Below are 22,606 nucleotides of genomic sequence, written 5' to 3'. Positions count from 1 at the left end.
GACGCTGCGCGTCCCCTGTTCGGAGCAGACGATGGACAGCTTCACGAGCTTCTCCCCCAAGGCCCTCACGTTCCTGCGCGGACTCAGGAAGAACAACCGCAAGGACTGGTTCGAAGCGCATCGGGCCCAGTACGAGCAGGAGCTCAAGGCGCCGCTGGCGGCGCTCATCGAGGAGATGGACGTGCATCTGGCGACCATCGCCCCCGAGATCGTGGGTTCGCCCAGAAAGTCGGCGTTCCGCATTCACCGCGACGTGCGCTTCAGCAAGGACAAGTCGCCGTACAAGACGCACGTGGCGTGCTGGTTCTATCATGGCGACGTCGGCACCCGCATGCAGAGCGAAGCCGTCCACGGCGGCGCCGGATTCTACCTCCACCTGTCCCCGGGGGAGTGCTTCTGCGGGGGCGGTATCTGGATGCCGCCTCGTCCTGCGCTCCACAAGATCCGTGACGCGCTGGTGCACGACCTCGAGGGATGGAACGACATCGTGGGCGACAAGGCGTTCCGCCGGCGCTTCGGGGAGCTCGACCAGGAGGGGATGCTGACCCGCGTCCCGCGTGGCTATGCTGCCGATCATCCCGCCGCCGCGTGGTTGCGCTACCAGAGCTTCACCGCCGGCGCCCCACTCTCCGACGACGAAATCACCAGTCCGCGCCTGCCGCTGCTGCTGGCGCGGCACTATGCCGCCATGACCCCCTTCGTCCGCTGGCTCAACGCGGCGCTGGGGCTGGCGCCGCGCCGCAGTCGACTGTAGGGAACGGGCCGGCCGGTTCCCGCCGAGACGCATGGGTACCGCCGGCCATGAGGCCCGGCGAGATTCCCTCGACATGTCGAAGTCGCTCAAGCTCACGCTGGACATCCTGATCGGCGCCGCCGCGCCGGTGCTGATCCTCAAGTACGGCACCGCGCCGCTGGGTACCCTCCCGGCGTACCTCACGGCGGCGCTGGTACCGGTGGCGTGGGTCCTGCTCGACCTCTTCGTCATCAGTCGCCGCTTCAACTTCATCACCACCTACGGCGGCGCGTCGGCGATCATGCGCGGCGCGCTGGCGTTCTGGTATGTGGACGGCGCGCTCTTCGCCTTCAAGGACAGCGCGAGCTACCTGCTGGCGTTCGTGGTGTTCGGCGTGACGGCGCTCATGGGCAGTCCGGTCACGCGCAGCATTGCCCTGCAGGGGCTCGACCCCGACACGCCGGAGCGCGAACAGCAGATGCGCCGGCTGCTCGACGAGCCCACGGTGCGCCGGGCCATGACCCAGGCGGCGCTGCTCATTGGCGCCACCAATCTGGCGGCGGGCGGTGCGAACTACCTCATCAACCTGCGCATGGTCACGGCGTCGTTCAACACGCCCGCCTTCAACGACCAGGTGGCCAACGTCAACGCCATCACGCGCATCGTGCTGGTGCTGCCGGACATGCTCGCGCTCTTCTTCGCGTTCAGTCTCATGTACAAGGCCATGTACGCCCTGCTGCCCGGCGGCAGCGAGCAGGAGGCCGACGCGGCCGAATTCTGGACCCTGCTCAAGCGCCGCGAAGACGCCATGATGCTGACGCGCACCGATGCGGCCGCCATTGCCGATCCGGCGGCCGAGGCCCTCGCGCGGCGGCAGGCCCGCGAGGAGTTCGGGCTGAGCTGAGCCGCTGCAGTCGCCTCGGCGGACTCAGTTGCCGAACGAGCCGAAGCGCCGTCCCAACTCGCCCAGGTTGCCGAAGCGCTGGTTGACCACGGTGTTGTAGATGGAGCCGAAGGTGTAGCCGATCCCCACATTCATGTTGTAGCGGAAATTCGTCTGCAACTGCTGGCGCTGCGTGAGAATGTCGCGCTCCGACTGCGCGTTGGCGGCAATGTAGATCTGGTCGCGCACGCGCGACGCCGAGCCGCGGAAGTTGAGAGAAAAGCCGCGCCCGAGGCGCAGGTCCACGAAGCCGCTCAACGTGACATGATTGCGATTGGGATCGTGCAGGTATTGGGAGCCTTCGAGCGTGAGGTTGGTGTTGCCCCACTTCTGCCGTTGCGTGAGGGCCAGCAGGAGCGTGTGGTTGAATCGGGTCTCCTCCACCTGGTCGAACACCGTCCGACCGTAGTACTGATAGTAGTTGGGCCCCACGTAGTAGAGGGCGGTGAGCTGCCGCCGCGTGGCCTCGCTCCACGGGAAGTAGTTGTATTCGATGGCGGGCGATACGCGCACCGAGAGCTTCTGGTTGAGGACCTCGCTGAAGCCGCCGGCGATCTTCACCCCGGCCGTCCAGTGGGCATTGATGGTGCGGCCGAAGAGCGCATTGGCATTGGCCGCGCGCTGCAGCACCACCACCGAGACCGTATCGCGCAGCGCCGGGTTGGTGCGGTTGGTCTGAAACACCTTGAAGTCGCGCTCGTTGTAGCTGCCCGTGGCTCCCACGTTGATCTTCCACTTGTCCGTCGTGCGCGCGGCCGACAGCGTCGAGGAGAGGTTGGTGGTGCGCACCAGCTGCTCGCCGCTGGCGTTCACGTTGCCGTCCACACGGTAGAGCCAGAGGTTCCACCGGTCCTTGACCGCCCGCGGGTTGATGGTGGGTGCCACGAACCCATTCGCCAGCGTCAGCCGCAGGCGCGACGCGATGGGCGTGCGCGCCACGTAGGGGGCAAGTCCCAGCTGGAAGGTGCGCAGCAATTCGCGGCGCACCACGTCATCGGCATCGTTGGGCAGGGTCGACACCACCAGCGTATCCATCTTCCCGGTGTATCCCTTCTGGCCCAGGAAGTTGACGGTGATCTGTCGGCCCCCGTTGCCGGCGTTGAGCGACGTCAGCAGCAGATGCACGTCGCTGTCGAAACGGTCGCGCACCCAGTTCACGAACCCCATCTCCTGGACGAAGAACTGGCGATCGCAGCCGCGCACGCCCCCCTGGCAGTCGAGAAAAACGCGGAGCGAGCTCTGCAGCAGGCTGTCGGGGAGCACCGTGGCGCCAGCGCCTGCCGTGGCTGACGCGCCGGACTCTGGGGCACCGCTGCGGGCACCGCGCTCACCACGCGGTTGCGCCGCAAGCGCCGGAACAACAAGGAGCAGGAACGGAAACGCCGCGGCAACCAGGCACGCGGCGCGAAAGGGGAAACGCATTGAGGAACCGGATCTGGGAAGCAGGACCGGACTGATGGTCCAAATGCTGACAGGGAAGCGTGCTTCACCCGCCGCGTGCACCTGCCTTACGCACGAGTGCCGCAAAGGGTTCGCGCGGCTGGTCCCTCGCCGCCCGTTCTAGACGAGTTGAACGAGCAGGCGGCCGGTGGCGCGGGAGAAGGTGGCCGCCAGCGGTTGCAGCCCGGAGGGCGCGGGACCCTCGAGGCGCGTCCCGGCGAAGTCGAACGCCGAGCCGTGACACGGGCAGAGCAGCCGAGTCCGCTCCACAATGGACACGCCACACCCGGCGTGGGGACATTCAGCCGACAGTGCCGAGAATTGGTCGCGATCGCGGCGGACCACGATGAGGCGCGCCGGCAGAAACACGACGGCCACGGGGAGGCTGGCAGCGGCGGTCCACGCCGGCACGCGCGTGGTGTCGATCTCGACCACGTCGCCGATACGACGGACGGCATCATCCGGTGATGTCGTCAGCGGAACACCGGCCACCGTGCTCGCGTCGGTGCACGCGAGCAGTGGTCCGGACAGGGCAAGGAGGCCTATGCGCATGGCATCGCGTCGTGTCACGCACGGCATGATCAGGGTCGGCTCGAGTGATGGCACCGGCGAACGCCCAAAGGTCGTCACGATGCAGATGCCGCAACAGCAACCCGGGCAATCGTGGCCGTTGCGTGACCGCCGCGTGACAGGGCGGCGCGTGAATCGAGACATCGCGACGGCTTTGTCCAATGCGCGTGATGTCCCACGCGTATCGCCCCTCACCTCGTCCGCCTCTTCTCATGCCAACGCGTTCCGCCCCCTCCCGTGTCTTGCTCACCGCCGCCTGCGGCCTTGCGCTCGCTGCGTGCGGCGACGACGGCGACGGGATCGCCACTCCCAACGAGACGGTGGCCCCGGTTGCCCTCCGGAATCAGTCGGTCACCCCGCCACTCCTCCGGTCGCTCGTGTCCGGCGTCGAGATCTATGGCCTCGTCAGCAGCGATGACCGACTGCCGGGTTCCCCCAACTTCGTCTTCGGCGGGTCGGCCGACGGCGCCGGTTTCATCCGCAACGCCGACGGATCGTTCACCCTGCTCACCAACCACGAGGACAACTTCGCGGTCTCGCGTGTCCGCTTCGATCGTGAGCTCAAACCGCTGTCGGGCGACTACGTGGTGAACTCCACCGCCGGCCGGTACCGCCTGTGCTCGGCGACGCTCGCGACGGTGGAAGAGCACGGGTTCAGTGCCTTCATCACGGCCGGCGAGAGCAATGAGGAGTCGGAGATTCTGGCCGTGGATCCGCAGGGCCCGGCCAACACGCCCAAGTACCTGGCCGGCTTCGGGCGCTTCAACACCGAAAACGCGGTGCCGCTGCCGAAGGTGGCGTACCCCAACCGCACGGTCATCGTGATCGGCGATGACGACTCGGGCGTGGAAGGCGGCCAGGTGGCCATGTACCTGTCCAATACGGTCGGCGATCTCGACAACGGCAACCTGTACGTGCTGGCGCGGAGCGACAACAACACGCGCGAGCGCGACATGGTAGTGGGGCAGTCGTATCCGGTGGAGTTCCGCCAGGTGCGCAACCAACGCACCCTGACCGGCCGCCAGATCAACCAGGAAGGCGCCACGCTCAACGCCATCCGCTTTGCGCGCGTGGAAGACGTGGACTACCGCAAGGGGTCGGCCGCGAACAACCGCGAGCTGTATTTCGTGGCCACCGGGCAGAACAACACCGGTGTGAACGCCGACTACGGGCGCACCAAGTATGGCCGTGCCTACCGTTTGCGCCTCAGCGAGGCCGATCCGCTGCGCGGCACGCTGGAAGTGATTGCCGATGGGGATGACCGCACGGGCCCCGCCCGCCTGTTCCAGAACCCCGACAACGTGTACGTGGGGCAGAACTTCCTCTACATCCAGGAAGATGACAACGGGTACGGCGACGAGACCCACGACGCCTACATCTACCAGTACAACATCGCCACGCGCGAAATGCGTCCGGTGCTGGAGATGGATCACCGCCGCACGCAGCCCGATGCCGCGCTGTACAACGCCGTGGGTGCGCGTCCGGCCGGCAAGGCCGGCTGGGAGTATGGCGCCATGATCGACGTGTCGCCCATGCTTGGCCAGAACGACACCTTCATCATCGCGCTGCAGCCACACTCGTGGCGGGCCGACAAGTATCGTGGCGTGGACGGGGGGACGCTGCGCCCCACCGAGAATCAGGCCAGCATGATGGTCGTGGTGAAGGGACTCCCCCGCTGACGCCCCGGACACGCACCATGTGGGTTCGTGCCATTTCCGTGAGTGTCCTCGTCGTGTTGAGCGCGTGCGAACGCACGCCCTCAACCGACGCCCCCATCGCCTCCGCGCCCGCTGGCGGAGGTGATGTGCGTGCGGCCCACACGTTGGACATCTGGCGTGCCCACGTGGACACGCTGGCCGACCGGGTCGCGCAGCTTGATACGGCCGCCACGCTGTCCACGCCGGAGTCCGTGGCGCGTGCCCGCGCGGCCTTCGTGGCCGCGCGCCGGGCATACAAACATGTCGAGGTGGGGCTCGAGTACTATGTCCCCTCCACCTCCAGGAGCATGAACGGGCCGGCGTTGCCGGAAGTGGAGGAATCGGAAGGGCCGGAGGCGGTGTTCCCGCCGACCGGGTTCCAGGTGATCGAGGAGTCGTTGTACGGCGACGATCCGCTTGGTGAACAGGATGCGGTGCGGCAGGAAACAGCCACGTTGCGGCAGCTCGTGACCCGCGCCCGCACCATGATGCAGGCCCAGCGCGCCACCGATGATCGGATCTGGGATGCCGCCAAGCTCGAGCTGGCGCGCATCGGCACGCTGGGGCTTGCGGGGTTCGATTCGCCCGTCGCGGGCCACGCGTTACGCGAAGCCGACGCGGCGTTGGAGGGCGTCGCGCGTTCGCTGGCGCCGTATCGGGCCGATACGCCGGCGTGGGCCACGCTGGACAGCGTCATGGCCGCGGCGCGCACCACGCTGCAGGCCGGCACCACGCGCGAGGCGTTCGATCATTTCGCCTTCATCGTCACGCACGGCAACCCACTGGCCCGCGCCCTGCGCGACACGCGGGTTTCGCTCGGGATCGGCACGCCCGCCGAACGTCGGGCCTTCCGCATGGACGCGGCGTCGGTATTCGACTCGGCCGCCTTCGACGTGCTCGCGTTCGCTCCGCTCAATACCACACCCGCGAACGGCGAGACGGTGGCGCTTGGCCGTCAGCTGTTTCACGATGTGCGCCTCTCCGGTGATGGGCGGCGCGCCTGCAGCTCATGCCATGTGCCTGAGCAGGCGTTCACCGACGGCCGGCGCGTGAACACGGCGCGTGGCGGGGCACCGCTTGCCCGCAACACACCCACCGTGATCAACAGCGGACTGCAGCTGGGCGTGTTCTCCGACCTCCGCACGACCTACCTCGAAGACCAGGTCACCGATGTCGTGGAGAACGTGGACGAAATGCACGGCAGTCTCGACGCCACGGCGGCGTTGCTGGCGCGCGATCCCGCGCTCGCCGCTCGGTTCCGTACCGCGTTCGCCGGTACCGGCAGCCCCCCCGTCGGTCGCGACGCCGACGTGACCGCCGCGCGCCTCCGCTCAGCGCTCGCGGCGTATCAGCGCAGCCTCACCCGTCTCGACTCACCCGTGGATCGCGCGCTCCGTGGCGAGGTCGCCGCGCTGACCCTCGAGGCCCGTCGTGGCTTCAACCTCTTCGTGGGCAAGGGCAAGTGCGCCACCTGTCACTTCCTGCCGCTCACCACCGGCACCGTGCCGCCCATGTACCAGAAGTCGGAGGTCGAGGTGCTTGGCACTCCCGTGCGTGCGGTCACGGCGCGCGGCTCGGTGGATCCCGATGTGGGCCGCTATCGCCTCTCCCGCGCCGAGCCGCACAAGTACGCCTTTCGCACGCCGTCGCTGCGCAACGTGGCGCTCACGGCGCCCTACATGCACAACGGCGCCTATCCCACACTCGAGTCGGTCATCGACTTCTACAACCGTGGTGGCGGGGCGGGCATCGGCATCGCCCTCGAGAATCAGACGCTGCCCCCCGACCCGCTCAACCTCACGGCGGGTGAGCAGCGCGACCTCGTGACGTTCCTGCGGGCCCTCACCGACACGACCGGCACCGGTCGCCGGTAAGGCACCGACGCATCAACGGCGCACGGCGGAGCGCATCGGGAAGGTACCATCCGCAGCGAAACGGTGACACGTGTGCGCTCGAGACATGTCATGATGTGTCGTGACCCCTTGCCTCCTCCCTCTATCGCTCGGCACACTATGGCCATGCCCGCGCTCACACCCCGTGTCTGGACCGCCGCCGAGGTGCAGGCGCTGCCGGACGATCCGTCGCACCGTTACGAGTGCGTGGACGGGGAGCTGCTCGTGAGCCCCACGCCACGCCTGGCCCATCAGGGCGCCGTGACGGCACTGACCGTCCTCCTCGAGTCGCTCGCTCGCCCGGCGGGCATCGGGACGGCGTTCGTGGCGCCATCGGAGTGGGTCCTCGACCCGCGCACGCTGGTCCAGCCGGACCTGTACGTGGTGCCGCTCACCGACGGCCGCCGCCCGCGCACGAATGAGGAGCGCACCGAGGCGCTGCTGTTCGTGGAGATCCTGTCGCCCAGCACGGCCCGCTTCGACCGCGTGGTCAAACGTGGGCGCTACCAGCAGGCCGGCATCGAGTACTGGATCGTCGATCTCGACTCACGACTGGTGGAACGCTGGCTCCCGCACGACGAACGCCCGAGCATCCACGCCGATCGGCTCGAGTGGCAACCGGCCGGCGCGGCGTCGGCCTTCGTCATCGACCTCGAGCCGTTCTTCACCGAGGTGCTCGGCCCCGCCTGATCGAGACGGGGTCGCGCACGTGCTACCGGTCACCTGATGGTTGCCCGCCTTGAGGTTGAAGAAGAAGCGGCCGTCGGACGACTCCTTCAGCTCGTCGCGTTCGTCGAGCGCGCTGTTCCTCTATCGCCGAAATCCCGACACCCGTAGCTTGGAGCGCAGCACGCGTCGTGCGCCCGCGGCGCGTTCCCCTCTTACGGAGTCCCGATGCGTCTGTTCCGTCTCGCGGCCGGTGCGGCCGCGCTCGCTGTCGTTGCGCCGCCCGCCGCGGCCCAGTCCGCCCCCCCATCCGAGCTGGCCAAGCTCATCGAAGGCAAACTGCCATCGGTGATGCCCAAGGTGGTCGCTTGGCGCCGCGACATTCATGAGCACCCGGAGCTCAGCTTCGAGGAGAAGCGCACGGCGGCCCTCGTGGCCGATCATCTGCGCCAGTTGGGGCTCGAAGTGCAGGCCCCGGTGGGCCGCACCGGCGTCGTCGGCATTCTGCGCGGCGGCAAGCCCGGCCCCGTGGTTGCCTTGCGTGCCGACATGGATGCGCTGCCGGTCACGGAACTCGTGGATCTGCCCTTCAAGAGCAAGGTGCGCACGCAGTGGCAGGGACAGGAGGTGGGGGTCATGCACGCCTGCGGCCACGATAATCACGTCGCCATTCTCATGGGCGCCGCCGAGGTGCTCGCCGGCATGAAGGCGCAGATCCCCGGTACGATCAAGTTCCTCTTCCAGCCGGCGGAGGAGGGGCTGGGTGGAGCGCAGGCCATGGTGGATGATGGCGCACTCAAGGCGCCCGTCCCGAATGCGGTGTTCGGCCTGCATGTGTGGCCCAATCGCGTGGGGCAGATCGGCGTGCGGCCAGGGCCCATCATGGCGGCCGCCGGCAACTTCAAGATCATCGTGAAGGGAAAGCAGACCCACGGCTCGCAGCCGTGGTCGGGGGTGGACCCCATCGTGGTCTCGTCGCAGATCGTGCTGGGGCTGCAGACGATCGCCAGTCGCCAGGTGAACGTGGCGTACCTGCCCAGCGTGCTCACGGTCGGGCAGATCACCGGCGGCAACCGCAGCAACATCATCCCGGATAGCGTCGTCATGGTGGGCACGCTGCGCACCTTCGATGACGCCATGCGTGCCGACATCGCCATGCGCATCAAGCGTACGGCGGAGGACATCGCCCGGTCCGCCGGCGCCACGGCCATCGTGGAAGTGGATCGCGGCGGGCTGGTGACGAAGAACGACACCACGCTCACCGACCGCATGCTGCCCACGCTGCGGCGGGTGTCGGGGGACGTGGCGTTCATCAATCCCGTGATGGGGAGCGAAGACTTCCCGGTGTTCACCCGGGAGATTCCCGGCGTCTTCTTCTTCCTCGGGGTCACACCCAGGGACAAGGACCCGAACACCGTGCCCGTGAACCACTCGCCGCTATTCTTTGCCGACGAGGGCGCGCTCATCACCGGCGTCCGTGCCATGGCGAACCTGGCCACGGACTATCTCACTCTGGGCGCGAAGAAGTAGCGCGCGCTCAGAACGCGAACTTGAACCAGTGGGCGATGCGCGTCGCGAGGGCGCCGCGGCGGGGCAGCAATTGGTCGAGCACCGCGGGATCATCGATCCAGCGGGACTGGCCGATGAGCGAGATGAGATCGATCGTGGCGGTCACCGACGGCCAGCCGGCCATGAGCAGCGACGCCTCGCCGTCGCTGACCATGCTGCGATCGTTCTGATTGGCTGACCCGATCAGGGTATAGAACACCACCCGGTCGCGTTGCGCGGCGGGGAGTCCCTCATACCAACTGCGCACGACGTCGCCGCCCACGTCAATGCGGGCCCCCGTGGTGTCGCCGAACGAGGCGACGGCGGCGCCACGGGCCTGCAGCTGCGACATGCGGCGTGGCACGAACTCGCGGGTCAGCTCCACCCAATCGCGGCGCGCCATCACCGACCAGGCTTCGCGGCTGGCAATGAAGTTGGCCTTGAGATGCAGCAGCGGCCGTTCCCGTGCCTCGAACTCGTTGCCGTCGCGCACCGGAATCGGCAGCGCCCCCAGGGTGGCGGCGAGCTCCTCCAGCCCCTCGTACACACTGGGCGGAAAGGCAAACAGGTCGCGCAGCCACGGCTCGCGAGCCAGCGTGGTGCGCACGGACAGGATCTTGCCCGGCACGTTGCTCACGGGAATCTCCGACGCGTACAACCCCACCTTGAGCAGGCCGCCCTCGCGGCGAATGACATCCCCGAACAGCTGCTCGGCCATGACGAAGCGCCAGAGCAGCTCCCGGCTGCGAATCATCGACCCGAAGGCACGCGCCGGCGCGTTGGCCAGCGTGGGCGCAATCACCAGCACGCGCACCCCGCGCAAGGACGCCCCCAGCAGGGCACTGCCCCAGAAGGTCCCGTTCCAGAGCGAATCGGGAATCTTGATGACGGAGCCCGCAGGCATGAGCGTATACAGCAGGGCCTTCGTGACGTTGAGGCTCTTGTCCGCGTACCCGGTGCGGTTCTGCAGGAGCAACGCCCGCAGGTCGCGCCCCGGCAGGCCGCGATTCCGTTCCACGAGCGCGGCGTAGTCCGGCGCCAGCGGCAGCGGGCGCAGCACCGCGGGGATGCGGGCGGGGGACACCCCCTGACTCAGGAGCAGCTCGCGGGCCGCCGTCTTGAGCGACAGGTTGGCCGGTCCGCGCACGAGCAACGAGCGATCCTCCCAGGAGAGATTCGCGTAGTGCTCGCCGATGCCGGCCCCGGTCACGATCGATTCGCCGCGGTACGGGTCGCGCTCCGACACGTCGTACACCACCAGTTTGCGGTGGTCGCGCATCCAGGTATCCGGTACCGGAAACGCCGTCGCCACCCGCCAGCTCGTGAATGAGGGGTCGGAGACATTGGTGATGTTCACGTGGACCTTCACGAGCGACCGCAGCCACCCCTCGCCATAGTGCCGGCGCTGGGCCGTGAGCAGCGACGAGTGCGCCACGGCGTCGCGCAGCGCCTGCTGCGCCGCGGCGAGCGAATCTTCCCAGGCGCCGAACCCCGCCTTGAGCCGCACGCGGTGGTGCAGGGGATTCTCCAGCAGGTCCATCCAGAGGCGCGCCGTGTTGGCCCGATAGAACCACTCGTCGAGAATGATCAGGTACGTGGGAAAGACCCCCGTGCTGTCGTACTCGCGCACGCGCGCCGTCATGGCCGCAAGGTAGGAGCGCAGGACGTGGCGGAAGCTCATCTCGTCGGGATCGCCGCGCCCGTCCTTGCCCCGAAAGTCGTGCGTCCAGAGCACGTGGTACTCACGGGCCGCATGCACCGTGCGGCTCAGCTGGTACTGGAACTGCTCATTGATCACGTACGAGATGTCGTTCCCGTCGGTCACCGGTTCGCCCGCCATGTGCGCCACCAGCGCGTCGAGCTCCTGCTGGGTGTCGTGTTGCTCCGGCTCCAGCGCGAGCTGCAGCGGAAGCCACACGAAACGGGAGCCGTTCCACTGCGCGTGCGCGGTGCGCCGCACCTCCTCCACGATGTCGAGCACCGCACCGAACACGCCCAGGGCATCGGGAATGGCCTGGCGCGACAAGCCGCCCTGCACGTGGAGCCAGCGCAGAAACGCGCCGCGGGCCAGCAGCGCGAAGTCCCGGGTGGTGTCGTGATCCTTTGCCTGACCGAGCAGGCGGTCGTAGGGCACAATCACTTCGTCCAGCAGGACGGCGCGCGCCGCCACGGCGGCCCGCCGCCCCTCGGGGGTGACGTGCGCTGCGTCGCCGGTCCCGTCGTGCAGCGCCGCGGAGAAGGCCACATCGAGCGCCGCGTGCCACCGGCGGACTTCGTGCTCCACGGTGGTCGCCCGCGCGAGTGCGCCGATGCTCCGCAGCCGCTGCACCACGGCGGAGTCGCTGGCGCGGCCGCCGCCGCCGGTATGGTCGGCCCAGGGCACGATGAGCGCCTGGATGCGGTGCGCCGCATGGCGCGCGCTGTCCAGCGCCGCCACCGCGCCACGTCCCACGGGCAGCGGCGCATCGGGGCTCGCACGATCGCGCAGCACCACGCGATCTTCGTGCGGCCGCGTGGTGCCGAGGGGAATCTTCCGCAGGAACGGCACTTCGACGCCAACGGTGACCATGCGTTCGGGGCCGCCGCGATAGTCGATACGCATCATGCTCCCGTCGTGCCGAACGCCGCCACGGCGCACCGGATGCGTGAACGACACGAGCGGTCGCACCTGCTTGTCCATGCCACTGTAGTCCACGCCGATGCCGAGTCGCAGGAACGGCGAGACGGCGCGCAGGCGTACGCCGCCATTGAAGCGGGTGTCGAGCAGCCCACCGTACCCCTCGGCATGAAGGCCGCCAAGACCCAGCACGCGGCTGAGCAGTTCGACATACATGCCACCGCGCAGTTCGGTAACGGCCACCGCCTCGCCATCGCGGCGTTCGAGGCCGGTGGAGAGCCCACCGGTTGGCAACCATACCCCGGGCTGCCCCAGCGAGAAGGTGGTGCCGCCGTCGGCCGGCAGGCGTGCCGGTGGCTGTCCCGTCGCGGCCGCCGGGACGGCGAGGCAGGCGGCCACGAGGGTGATCCGCAGGCCGCGCCTCATCGTGCCGCTCCATGATGCATCGCTGGGCAGGCGAGCAGGTCGCTGGTCGTCGGCACCACGTGCTGCAGTCGCCATATCCCGTCCGCGTCCGGCTCGCCGAACCCCACGCGCGATCGACACGTGGCGTCGCGCTGACCACCGACGATCGCGACGAGGTCCACGAGCAACCCCGTCTTGCGCTTGATGGCGTGATGGCTGCCGAAGTGCGATTGAAACCACCCCTCCGTGGTGGCCGCGTTCGTGACGTCCACGGTCTCCACGAGCGCCGAATCGGCAGCGCGCCAGTTGCCTGCTGACCGCAGGCCGGCACGCGGCGTTCCGTTGATGCGGCGCGCGACCATCATCGCGCGATCGTTGCGCGTCACGTACACGACGCGCCGGGTGGCCGTGTAGCGCAGCGCCGGGGCCAGCGTGTCGTTGAACGCCTGGGCGTTCACGTCGGGGATCGCAAATGCAAGGGCGCGCAGCGGCGCCCGTTCGAGATCGGCGCGCAGGGTGGTGTCATGGTGCAGCGCCCGCCCCACCAGCTGGCCCCCCAGAGAGTGCGACGCGAGCACGAGTTGCGCGTTCGGTACGGCCGCCCGCACGACCTGCAGGGTCTGCGCAAACGCCGCCCGGGCGCTGTCCGCCATGGCCGCGTCGCGGTGATACCCGGCGGTGAAGAACGCCTGGGGCTGCGGTCGGCTCGCGCCCGACCCGCTGGCGGGCCAGCAGAAGACGATCCACGGCACCGGCGTACCGCTCTGCACCGACGCCGCGGCCGCATACTGCCACGCCTCGTGCAACGAGGTGCCCATGCCGTGCACATACAGCACCGCCAGGTCGAGCGGCGCGCGTTGCCTCTGCACCCGCGCACGAAGGAGCTGCACGAACCGTACGGAATCGAGCAGGACGCTATCCATGATGTCCCGCCCCAATCCCCGGTCATCGGGGGTGCCCTGGTGGCGCTGCATGACGGCCAGGCCATACTCGAGTGATGCTGCACGCGCCCGCGTGTCCCGCCCCTCGATGCGGGCACGCGCCGACACGTAGAACACCGTATCCGCGAGCCCCGACACATGGGGCGTGGCGCGGCTCAGCGAGCGGCAGGCCGGCAGCAGCAGTGCCAAGGCCACCAGCCACCCTGAACGCAGGGACGCGAGCCTCATGGTGCCCAACCTACGACCCGCGGATGCGCGCGCCAGCGGGAATGCCTGACGGGGAGCGAGAAAGGGCCGAGCCAGCCCACGTGGCTGCGGCGCGCGTCGATCGGCGCCGCCTTGAGCGCCACGACGCGCTCGGGACGGTTAGTCCAGCCGCGCCCGCGCTGCCGGTCCGCCCAACGCCTGCTGGCGCACGCTGTCCATGATGCGCGCCATGTCGGCCTCATAGGCCGCGCGCTCCTCTGGCGACCACAGGTCGTTGTTGGCGGCGGCGCGAATGGACGCCAGCATTTCGTCGACGAGCTCCCGCAAGCGGGGATTGCGCCGACGCTCCGCGCCGTCGGTGGGCCTGGAGACCAAATGGTCGGAAGTAGACATGGGCGAAATGTCCGCTTCCCGGCCGGACGGGACAAGATGGCGGAGAAGATTCCCGGCATCGCGCGTCTCCGCTCCCGCGCGCCCCTACCGCCCCTCGTCCCGCAGCATCCGCACGGCCGGGGTTTCCAGATCATCCATCTGGCCCGTGCGGGCGCTCCAGACGAACGCACCCACCGCCGCTCCCACGATGAGGATGGCCAGGGGAAGCACGATGAAGATCACGCTCATGCCGTCAACTCCGTGGTGGTCGCCGCACCGCGCGGGCGGCGGGCGAAGGTGTGGCCGTACCAGCTGCCCAGGACGACGGTAATCGAGCTGGCCGGCATGAGCACGGCGGCAATGAGCGGCGTCAGCATCCCGATCACGGCCATCCCCGCCCCGATGACGTTGTACGCAATGGAAAACCCGATGTTGCGCCGGATGACGCGCATGGTACGGCGCGCGCCTTCGGTGAGCTCCACCAGCGCGGAAAGCCCCGGACGCGTGAGGTAGATGTCGGCGGTGGCCAGGCACGCCTCGGCGCCGCCGTGCACCCCGATACCCACGTGGGCCGCGGCAATCGCGGCAGCATCGTTCACGCCGTCGCCCACCATCACCACGGTGCCCTGCTGCTTGCACCGTTCCACGAAGGCCAGCTTGTCCTCCGGCGACGCGGCACCAATGGCATCGGCTTCGCCAAAATGCAGCGCGCGCCCCACCGCGGTCACCACATCGGTGGCATCGCCGCTCAGCATCACGGTGCGCCAGCCCCGCGCGCGCAGCGCCTGCAACGACGCCAATGCGTCCTCGCGTACGCGATCGCCCATGCCGGCCAACGCCACGAGCTCCCCGTCCACCGCGATGTGTACGGGGGTCAGCGTGCGATCGATGGTGTCGAGCGCCGCCGCCACGGCGGGCGCGAGGCGTGTCGTGCTCTCGGCCACGAAGCGTGGCGAGCCGATGCGCACCAGGCGCCCGTCGATCACCCCCTCCAACCCGCCCCCCATCACATGACGCGACTGCGCGACCACCGGCACCGCGAGGCCGGGCCAGGCTCGGCGGAAGCCGTCGGCAAGCGGATGCGAGGAGCCCTCTTCCAGCGCCAGCACCAGGGGCTTCACCCACTCCGGCCCCGACCACGACGCCAGTGCCGTGCGCCCCTCGGTAATGGTACCGGTCTTGTCGAGCACGAGCGTGCCGGGCGTGGCCAGCAACTCGAGCGCGTCGCCGCCCTTGATGAGCATGCCGTTGCCGGCTGCCCGTCCCACCGCCACCGTGATGGCCAGCGGGGTGGCGAGTGCGAGCGCACAGGGGCAGGTCACGATGAGCAAGGCGATGGCGTCGTCGAGCGCCGCGCCGGCGTTGAGCTGGGTCTTGCTGGCGAAGGTGGCGACCGCGGCCACCAGCACCACGGCGGTGAAGATCCCCGCCAGGCGATTGGCCATCTGCACGATGGGCGCACGGCGGCGCGCGCTTTCCTCCACCTGTCGCAGCAGCTTGGCAATGCGACTCGTCTCTCCCGCCTCGACCACGCGCACCCGCAGCGGCGCCGCCACGTTGAGGGTGCCGGCATACACGGTGGTCCCTTCGCCCACCGACGTGGGGCGCGACTCTCCCGTGAGGAGCGCCGCGTTCACACTGGACGCCCCGCGCACCACGACGCCGTCGGCGGCGAACGTCTCGCCGGCGCGCACGTCGAGCACCATGCCCGGCAGCAGCGCGGCGGTGGGAATGTCCCGCATCTGGTCGCTCGCACTCCCCGCGTCCACGATGCGCGCGGTGCTGGGCGCAATGGCGTGCAGCAGTTCGGCCGCGTCGGCGGCCATGCGCTGCCCACGCTGCTGCAGGAACCGCCCCACCAGCAGCGCGAAGATGAGCAGCGCCAGCCCGTCGAAGTAGATGGGCCCCTCGCCCGTCACCGTGTTGATGGCGCCCCGCACGAACCCCGCCGCCAGGGCAATGGCAATGGGCAGATCCATGTGCAGCGACTTCGTGCGCAGCGACGCCCAGGCACCCGTAAAGAACACGCGCCCCGGCCAGAGGAAGGCCGGCACCGTCACCGCAAAGCTCATCCACCGGAAAAAGGTGGTGAAGCGCGCCTCCATGCCGTTCAGCTCGCCGGAGTACAGGGCGAGGGCGAGCAGCATCACGTTGATGGCGATGGCGCCCGCGATGCCGATGCGCACCAGCATGGTGCGGTCCTCGCGCCGGCGCATGTCGGCCCGCGCCACGCCACGGTATGGGTGCGGTGGGTAGCCCAACAGGTCGAGCGCCCGCGCCACGGCCGACAACGCCACGGCCTCCGCATCCCACTCCACGACCGCCAGCGAGCGGCGCACGTCGAGCTCGGCGCGAACGACACCGTTCTGCAACAGCGGCATGCGCTCCACGAGCCAGACGCACGAGGCGCAATGCACGCCCTCGAGATACAGCTCCGTGCGCGACAGCCCCTCCGGCGTGCGCGTGACATACAGCTGCGCGAACGCCGGGTGATCGAACTCCTCGTAGCTGCGCCCCGAGGCGCGCACCGGCGCCTCGCGGCGCTCGGCAAAGCCGTAGTACGAATCGAGACCGTGTTCATGCAGGATGGTGAACGCCGTATGGCACCCGGTGCAGCAGAACTGCCGTTCGGCCGCGTCGTCCACCAGTCCCTCGGGGACGGGCAAGCCGCAGTGCGCACACAGGATGGTCTCGCCCGTGCCCGGTTTCGTGCCGCTCAGTTGCAGTGTGTCAGTGGCCATGGATCTGCTCCGTGGGCGTGGTGGCCATGTGCAGCTCGTGTGAGGCCGCCGCGCGCGGCAGCAATCGGCCCGACATGGAGAGCAATCCCATGATCAGTACCACGGCGGCGCTGAATGCCGGGAGGCGGCGCCGAAACGGTGTCAGCAGCGTCTGTGCGCCCACGCCGACCGCCACGAGCGCCGGCACCGTCCCCACCCAGAACAGCGCCATGGTGGCCATGGCCGACGGTACGCTGCCGGTGCCACCGGCGGCGGCCACGAACACATAGAGCCACCCGCAGGGCAGCAGCGTGGTGAAGAGCCCCGTGAGGCCGGCGCGAATGCCGATGGGCTGCTCCCGCACCGCGTGCAGTACGCGTCCCAGGGCCCGCTGCCAGCCCTGTGGCGCCCGCGGGGCCACGAGGGAGAAGCCGCGCTGTGCGGCCATGGTGCTGATGGCCCATCCCACCATGAGCGCCCCGGCCACGAGAGTGGCGGCGCGGCTCACGCCCATCAGCGCTCCGGCGCGGGAGACGCCGGCCCCAAGCAGTCCGGCGATGGCGCCCAGGAGCAGGTAGGAGGCCAGACGCCCCACGTTGTACATGGCGTGCGCCCGCAACGCGGCGGGTTCGTTGCCCTTCGCCGATCCGGCATAGAAGCAGACGAAGCCGCCGCACATGCCGGCGCAGTGGACACTGCCCACCAGGCTGGCCACCAGAACCCCCGCCGCGGTGGTGATCACCGGCGTGCCGGCTCGGAGGCGGCGAGCGCGTGCACGGCCGTTACCCGCGCACTCGTGGAGAAGCGCTGGCTGCCGTGTGTGGCATCCACGCGCACCTCCCACTCCCCGCTGTGCGTGATGGGGAGCGTGGCCGCATAAACGCCGGGACCTTCCTCCGTGAGCAGGGCGGTGAGCGTATCGTTGGCGCGGGCATTGAAGCGGGCCATGACCGCCACGCGCGCCCCGGTCAGAGGCGCCTGTGACGCATCACGCAGCCGTACCGCCAGGCGCGTCCGTCCGGATGTGCCGATGGAGTCGATCGCGGCATCGAATCCCCAGCCAAGGCTGAGGTTCTGCCGCTCCTGCGCCATGGTGGAGTCGAAGTGGACCGCCTTGCGGTAGTAGTCGGGCTCAACCGCAAACGACGGATCATCGCTGGCGATGCGCATGACCACCACGTTCGCGGCCACGGTGCACGCGAGAATCGTGGCCACGCCAATCGGCCACCCCATGCCTGCCTTCATTGCCTGGTACTCCCGGTGGTGCCGGTGGCCGGCCCCAGCAGCCGGTACCGCACCGACTCCCGGTAGCCGCGCTCGTCGGACACGGTGATGGTGATGAACCGCTCGCCGTTCGTGAAGGCGCGCGTGGGCAGCAGCACGAAGACGCTGGTGGCCCGGGTTTCCCCGGCCTGCACGCGCAGCGGGTTCTCCGGCGCCACCACGGTGATGTCATTGGCCGTGAGGTCGGGCTCGCCCTGCAGGTCGAGCACGATGCCGTAGGCCATGTCCGCGCTGCGGCGATTCGTGAGCTTCACGCGGATCTGGTTGGACACGCGGCCGTCGGCTTCCATGGCAAACGGCCCGTCGAGCCCGCGCAACACCGTCAGGTCGGCGGCCTGCTTGTAGTACATGGTCGCGCCCAGCCCGCCCAGCAGAATGGCCAGCACCAGCGGATACAGGATGGTGCGTACCCGCAGCAGGTGCCTTGGCTTGCCGGCAATCTCATCCTGCGACGAATAGCGGATGAGCCCGGTGGGCTTGCCGATCTTCGTCATGATTTCGTCGCAGGCGTCGATGCACTGCGTGCAGTGCACGCACTCCATCTGCAGGCCGTTGCGGATGTCGATGCCCGTGGGGCAGGTCTGCACGCAGGCCTTGCAGTCAATGCAATCGCCGGCGTTGGCGTCGCGTTGCTTCGCGCCCAGTGCCCGCGGTTCGCCGCGCACATAGTCGTACGCCACGATCTTGGACTGCCGGTCGATGAGCGCCGACTGCCAGCGTCCGTACGGGCAGACGATGAGGCAGGTCTGCTCGCGGAAATACGTGAAGTTGAACCACACGATCCCCGTGAACAGCACCACGAAGAAGAACGCGCTCGGGTGCTCGGCAGGCGAACTCAGCATCCATTCGTACAGCTGCGGCGTGCCCACGAAGAACGCGAGCATCGTGTGCGACACGAAGAGCGCCAGCAGGAAGAAGGTGATGTACTTGCCCAGCCGCCGCGGCGTGAACCAGGCTCCCTGCTTGTCGAGCGCGCGAGACTGCGTGTAGCCACCATCGAACCAGCGGCCGATGGGGCGGAAGAGATACTCGAGGTAGACCGTCTGCGGGCAGGCCCAGCCGCACCACGCGCGCCCCCACAACGCCGTCACCAGAAAGATGCCAATGACAAGGCTGCCCAGGGAGAACATGAACAGCAGCGTGTCCGTGGGCAGGAACGTGTAGCCCATGAGCGTGAACTCGCGGCGCGGCAGGTCCATGAGGAAGACCGGCTTGCCGAAGAGGCGCAGATGGGGCGCAGCGAAGAAGATCGCCATGAGGAAGTACGCGACGACCTGCCGCCGCCGCCACCACTTGCCGTGCGACGGCTTGGGGCGGATCCAGCGACGCGTCCCATCCTCGTTGAGCGTGGGGAGAACGCGCCTCCCCAGCCCCGGTGGTGCGGCGGTGGTGCTCACGGTTGGCTCACGGTGTGACCGGGGTTCCCTGCGGCGCCTTGGGGTTGGCCGGTGTCGTCCCCTGCAGGGTGCTCACGTACGCCACCACCGCGGAGAGCTGCTCGGGCTTGAGCGTCTTCCCCCAGGGCGGCATGCCCTTCTCGAGCACGCCAATGGTGACGGTCTTGTAGATGTCGGCAATGGTGCCACCGTGCAGCCAGTACGCATCCGCGAGATTGGGGCCAATGAGGCCGCCGCCGTCGGGCGCGTGACAGGAGGCGCAGTAGGCCGTGTACGCCTCCTTCCCCTCCTCCATCGCCTCCTCGTCCTTCACGAGCGCCAGCAGCTGGTCGCTGCTCATGTCGCCACCGGTGGGTGCCGGGTGCGCCTTCGCATACGCGGCCATGTCGGCTTCATAGTCGGCGATGCGTCCCTTGCCGCTTCCCACCGGGCCGATGTTGAACAGGTAGATGACGGAGAAGACGATGGTGGCGGCAAACGTGAGGAGCCACCACCGCGGCATCGGATTGTCATACTCCTGAATGCCGTCGTACGTGTGGTTCAGGAGCTTGTCCTGGATGTCGTCGTTCGTGGGTCCGGCCATGGGTCAGTGCTCCGCGGTGCGGGGAGTGAGCACCACATCGTCTTCGAGCGGCAACCGGGAGGCGACCTCCATCTCCCGGTTGCGCGACGGCATGAAGGTGCGGATGGTGACGGCGATGAAGACGCCGAGGAAGAGGACCAGCGCGACTTCGGTGTAGAAGGAGAGCTGCGCGTGGGACATGATGTCGGAGAGCTTCATCAGTTGGTCCCTCCGTTCACGCGCGCGGGTGCCTGGGTGGGCGCGGCGCTCGCCGTGGCGGTCACCTTGATGTCACGGCCGAGCCGCTGCATGTAGGCCACCATGGCCACGATCTGCTTGTCCTCGAGCCCCTCGGGCCCGCCCTGCTCCCGGATGGCGGCGGCGATCTGCTTCGCCTGCTCGCGCGCCATGCCGGGGGCCTTGTTCACGGCATCACCGTACGGCACGCCCACCATGGCCATCGCGTCCACGCGGCTCTGGATGCCGTCGAAGTCGAGCGACTTGCTGAGGAAGTGGGCGTACGCCGGCATGATCGACTTGGCCGTGACGGCCCGCGGATTCTCGAAGTGCCGCACATGCCACAGGTCGGGGTACTTGCCGCCCTGACGCGCCAGGTCGGGACCGATGCGGCGCGAACCCCAGAGGAACGGGTGCTCGTAGACCGACTCGCCCGGCTTGCTGTAGTCGCCGAAGCGCTCCGTCTCGTAGCGGAACGGCCGCACCATCTGCGAGTGGCAGTTGAAGCATCCCTCGGCGATGTAGAGATCCCGGCCGGCGAGTTCGAGCGGCGTGTACGGCTTGACGCTCGCGATCGTGGGCACGTTCGACTTGATGAGGAACGTGGGGAGGATCTCGAAGAGGGAGGCCACGATGACGGCCAGCGTGGTGAGCACGGTGAAGAGCATCGGTGCGCGTTCCCACGCGCGGTGCCACTGCACCTGGTTGAAGCGCGCCCACAGGCCGTTCGCGGGTACCACCGGGTGATCCTCCACATATCGCTTCGCCAGGGGCGCCGCTTCGATGACCGGCACCTCGTACGTGGCCGGACGGTTCGCCCACGTCTTGAAGATGTTCCAGCCGAAGATCACCATGCCGACGATGTACAACGTGCCGCCCGCCACACGCATCCAGTACATGGGCATCAGCTTGAGCACGGTCTCGACGAAGTCGGGGTACGCCAGGCGTCCCGTTTCGTCGAACGCGCGCCACATGAGCCCCTGCGTGACGCCGGCGCTGTAGATCGCCACCACGTACAGCACGATTCCCACCGACGCGATCCAGAAGTGCAGCTCCATGGCCTTCTTGCTGAAGACCGGCGTCTGGAAGACGCGCGGCAGCAGCCAGTACACGATGCCGAAGGTCATGAAGCCGTTCCAGCCCAGCGCACCCGTGTGCACGTGCGCGATGATCCAGTCGGTGTAGTGCGCGAGGGCGTTGACGCTCTTGATGGAGAGCATCGGCCCCTCGAAGGTGGACATGCCGTAGGCGGTCACACCCACCACGAAGAACTTGAGGATGGGGTCCTGCGCCACCTTGTGCCACGCGCCGCGCAGCGTGAGGAGGCCATTGATCATGCCGCCCCAGCTGGGCGCCCAGAGCATCACCGAGAAGAGCATGCCCACCGTGCTCGCCCACTCGGGAAGCGCCGTGTAGTGCAGGTGGTGCGGGCCGGCCCAGATGTACATGAACACCAGCGACCAGAAGTGCAGGATGGACAGCTTGTAGCTGAACACCGGCCCTTCTGCGGCCTTGGGCATGAAGTAGTACATGAGCCCGAGGAACGGCGTCGTGAGGAAGAACGCGACGGCGTTGTGGCCGTACCACCACTGCATGAAGGCGTCCTGCACGCCGGCATAGATGCTGTAGCTCTTCAGGAACCCGGCCGGGACGGACAGGTTGTTGAAGATGTGCAGAATGGCGACCGTGACGATGGACGCGATGTAGAACCAGAGCGCCACGTAGAGGTGGCGCTCACGGCGCTTGACCAGCGTGCCGAAAAAATTCACCGCAAAGGCCACCCACACCACCGCAATCGCGATGTCGATGGGCCACTCGAGCTCCGCGTACTCCTTGGCCTGCGTGAAGCCGAAGGGCAGCGTGAGGGCGGCGGAGACGATGATCGCCTGCCACCCCCAGAAGTGGAAGTTGCTCAGACCATCGGAGAACATGCGCGCCTTGAGCAGACGCTGGGTGCTGTAGTAGCACCCCATGAAGAACGCGTTCCCGGCAAAGGCGAAGATCACCGCGTTGGTGTGCAGCGGCCGCAGGCGCCCGAACGACGTCCATTCGAGACCGAGATTGAAAATCGGATTGGCCAGCTGCAGCGCGATCAGCAGGCCAGCCACCATGCCGACCACGCCCCAAATGAGCGTGGCAAACAGGAATTTCCGGACGATCGCGTCATCATATGAGAAGCGGTCGAGCGCGACGCCGGAGACGCGTGGGGCGGCGCCGGCGGCGGCCACGCTGGTTGCGGGGGTCATCGAATTCCCTCTGGGAGTGTGGGATTTGGGTAGTGCGAGGGAGAGTCTAGGTCTTCACCATGCGCCACTCCGTCAGGAGGGTGATGGGAATGCGTCGGGGAAAACCCGATAGGGAGGTCGGACTTGGAC

Annotated in this window: 19 protein-coding genes; 6 read left to right on the top strand and 13 right to left on the bottom strand. The window is 68.2% G+C overall.

All coding sequences use genetic code 11. The annotated features are described in order from the left end of the window. Nucleotides 1-31: 31 nt before the first annotated feature. Nucleotides 32-754, top strand: a complete 723-nt coding sequence (locus LW840_RS03125) for a DUF2461 domain-containing protein (RefSeq protein ID WP_291267999.1) — start codon at nt 32-34, stop codon at nt 752-754. A gap of 73 nt (nt 755-827) precedes the next feature. Further along, nucleotides 828-1,637: a VC0807 family protein gene (locus LW840_RS03120; RefSeq protein WP_291263575.1), complete on the top strand. Its 810-nt coding sequence runs from the start codon at nt 828-830 to the stop codon at nt 1,635-1,637. Nucleotides 1,638-1,661: 24 nt separating this feature from the next. Here LW840_RS03120 and LW840_RS03115 read toward each other — a convergent pair whose 3' ends face one another. After that, nucleotides 1,662-3,098 (bottom strand): hypothetical protein, encoded by a 1,437-nt coding sequence (locus LW840_RS03115; RefSeq protein WP_291276392.1) that lies wholly within the window; start codon nt 3,096-3,098, stop codon nt 1,662-1,664. A 138-nt stretch (nt 3,099-3,236) separates the two neighbouring features. Further along, nucleotides 3,237-3,686, bottom strand: a complete 450-nt coding sequence (locus tag LW840_RS03110) for a Rieske (2Fe-2S) protein (protein WP_291267878.1) — start codon at nt 3,684-3,686, stop codon at nt 3,237-3,239. Between the two features lie 212 nt (nt 3,687-3,898). On the opposite strand from LW840_RS03110, the gene LW840_RS03105 reads away from it, so the two are divergent. From LW840_RS03105 to LW840_RS03090, 4 genes are all read left to right on the top strand, one after another. Then, nucleotides 3,899-5,365: an alkaline phosphatase PhoX gene (locus LW840_RS03105; RefSeq protein ID WP_291267879.1), complete on the top strand. Its 1,467-nt coding sequence runs from the start codon at nt 3,899-3,901 to the stop codon at nt 5,363-5,365. A gap of 38 nt (nt 5,366-5,403) precedes the next feature. Next, nucleotides 5,404-7,257, top strand: coding sequence for a cytochrome c peroxidase (locus LW840_RS03100; RefSeq protein WP_291276391.1), 1,854 nt, complete (start codon nt 5,404-5,406; stop codon nt 7,255-7,257). A gap of 144 nt (nt 7,258-7,401) precedes the next feature. After that, nucleotides 7,402-7,965: a Uma2 family endonuclease gene (locus LW840_RS03095; RefSeq protein WP_291266858.1), complete on the top strand. Its 564-nt coding sequence runs from the start codon at nt 7,402-7,404 to the stop codon at nt 7,963-7,965. A 204-nt stretch (nt 7,966-8,169) separates the two neighbouring features. Next, entirely contained in the window at nt 8,170-9,471 is a 1,302-nt protein-coding gene (locus LW840_RS03090) for an amidohydrolase (protein ID WP_291266859.1), read from the top strand. 7 nt (nt 9,472-9,478) lie between these two features. On the opposite strand, the gene LW840_RS03085 is transcribed toward LW840_RS03090, so the two are convergent. The 11 genes from LW840_RS03085 to ccoN all read right to left on the bottom strand — a co-directional run bounded on the left by LW840_RS03085 (nt 9,479) and on the right by ccoN (nt 22,477). Then, nucleotides 9,479-12,532 (bottom strand): hypothetical protein, encoded by a 3,054-nt coding sequence (locus LW840_RS03085; protein WP_291276390.1) that lies wholly within the window; start codon nt 12,530-12,532, stop codon nt 9,479-9,481. Beyond that, nucleotides 12,529-13,680 (bottom strand): alpha/beta hydrolase, encoded by a 1,152-nt coding sequence (locus tag LW840_RS03080; protein ID WP_291266861.1) that lies wholly within the window; start codon nt 13,678-13,680, stop codon nt 12,529-12,531. Before LW840_RS03080 ends, LW840_RS03085 begins: the two co-directional genes overlap by 4 nt. A 138-nt stretch (nt 13,681-13,818) precedes the next feature. Next, the gene (locus LW840_RS03075) at nt 13,819-14,052 is read right to left on the bottom strand and encodes a hypothetical protein (RefSeq protein WP_291263564.1); all 234 of its coding nucleotides are present in this window, start codon (nt 14,050-14,052) and stop codon (nt 13,819-13,821) included. Nucleotides 14,053-14,136: 84 nt separating this feature from the next. Further along, nucleotides 14,137-14,280: a cbb3-type cytochrome oxidase assembly protein CcoS gene (gene ccoS, locus LW840_RS03070; protein WP_291263563.1), complete on the bottom strand. Its 144-nt coding sequence runs from the start codon at nt 14,278-14,280 to the stop codon at nt 14,137-14,139. Then, nucleotides 14,277-16,772: a heavy metal translocating P-type ATPase gene (locus LW840_RS03065; protein WP_291273441.1), complete on the bottom strand. Its 2,496-nt coding sequence runs from the start codon at nt 16,770-16,772 to the stop codon at nt 14,277-14,279. The genes ccoS and LW840_RS03065 overlap by 4 nt, the downstream gene beginning before the upstream one ends. Further along, nucleotides 16,762-17,493 (bottom strand): sulfite exporter TauE/SafE family protein, encoded by a 732-nt coding sequence (locus tag LW840_RS03060; protein WP_291266863.1) that lies wholly within the window; start codon nt 17,491-17,493, stop codon nt 16,762-16,764. Before LW840_RS03060 ends, LW840_RS03065 begins: the two co-directional genes overlap by 11 nt. Next, nucleotides 17,490-17,996, bottom strand: a complete 507-nt coding sequence (locus LW840_RS03055) for a FixH family protein (RefSeq protein ID WP_291276389.1) — start codon at nt 17,994-17,996, stop codon at nt 17,490-17,492. Before LW840_RS03055 ends, LW840_RS03060 begins: the two co-directional genes overlap by 4 nt. Beyond that, entirely contained in the window at nt 17,993-19,432 is a 1,440-nt protein-coding gene (ccoG, locus tag LW840_RS03050) for a cytochrome c oxidase accessory protein CcoG (RefSeq protein WP_291269082.1), read from the bottom strand. The genes LW840_RS03055 and ccoG overlap by 4 nt, the downstream gene beginning before the upstream one ends. A gap of 7 nt (nt 19,433-19,439) precedes the next feature. Continuing rightward, complete coding sequence (locus tag LW840_RS03045; protein WP_291266866.1) at nt 19,440-20,015, bottom strand: cbb3-type cytochrome c oxidase N-terminal domain-containing protein; 576 nt, start codon at nt 20,013-20,015, stop codon at nt 19,440-19,442. A 3-nt stretch (nt 20,016-20,018) separates the two neighbouring features. After that, entirely contained in the window at nt 20,019-20,213 is a 195-nt protein-coding gene (locus LW840_RS03040) for a cbb3-type cytochrome c oxidase subunit 3 (protein WP_291266867.1), read from the bottom strand. After that, a complete protein-coding gene (gene ccoN / locus LW840_RS03035; RefSeq protein ID WP_291273439.1) occupies nt 20,213-22,477 on the bottom strand; it encodes a cytochrome-c oxidase, cbb3-type subunit I in 2,265 nt (754 codons plus the stop codon). Before ccoN ends, LW840_RS03040 begins: the two co-directional genes overlap by 1 nt. Nucleotides 22,478-22,606 lie beyond the last annotated feature (129 nt).

Source organism: Gemmatimonas sp. (genome assembly GCF_021298855.1).
Classification (GTDB): Bacteria; Gemmatimonadota; Gemmatimonadetes; order Gemmatimonadales; family Gemmatimonadaceae; genus Gemmatimonas.
Note: the sequence above shows the minus strand (reverse complement) of the source record. Positions and strands in the feature narration are given on the sequence as shown.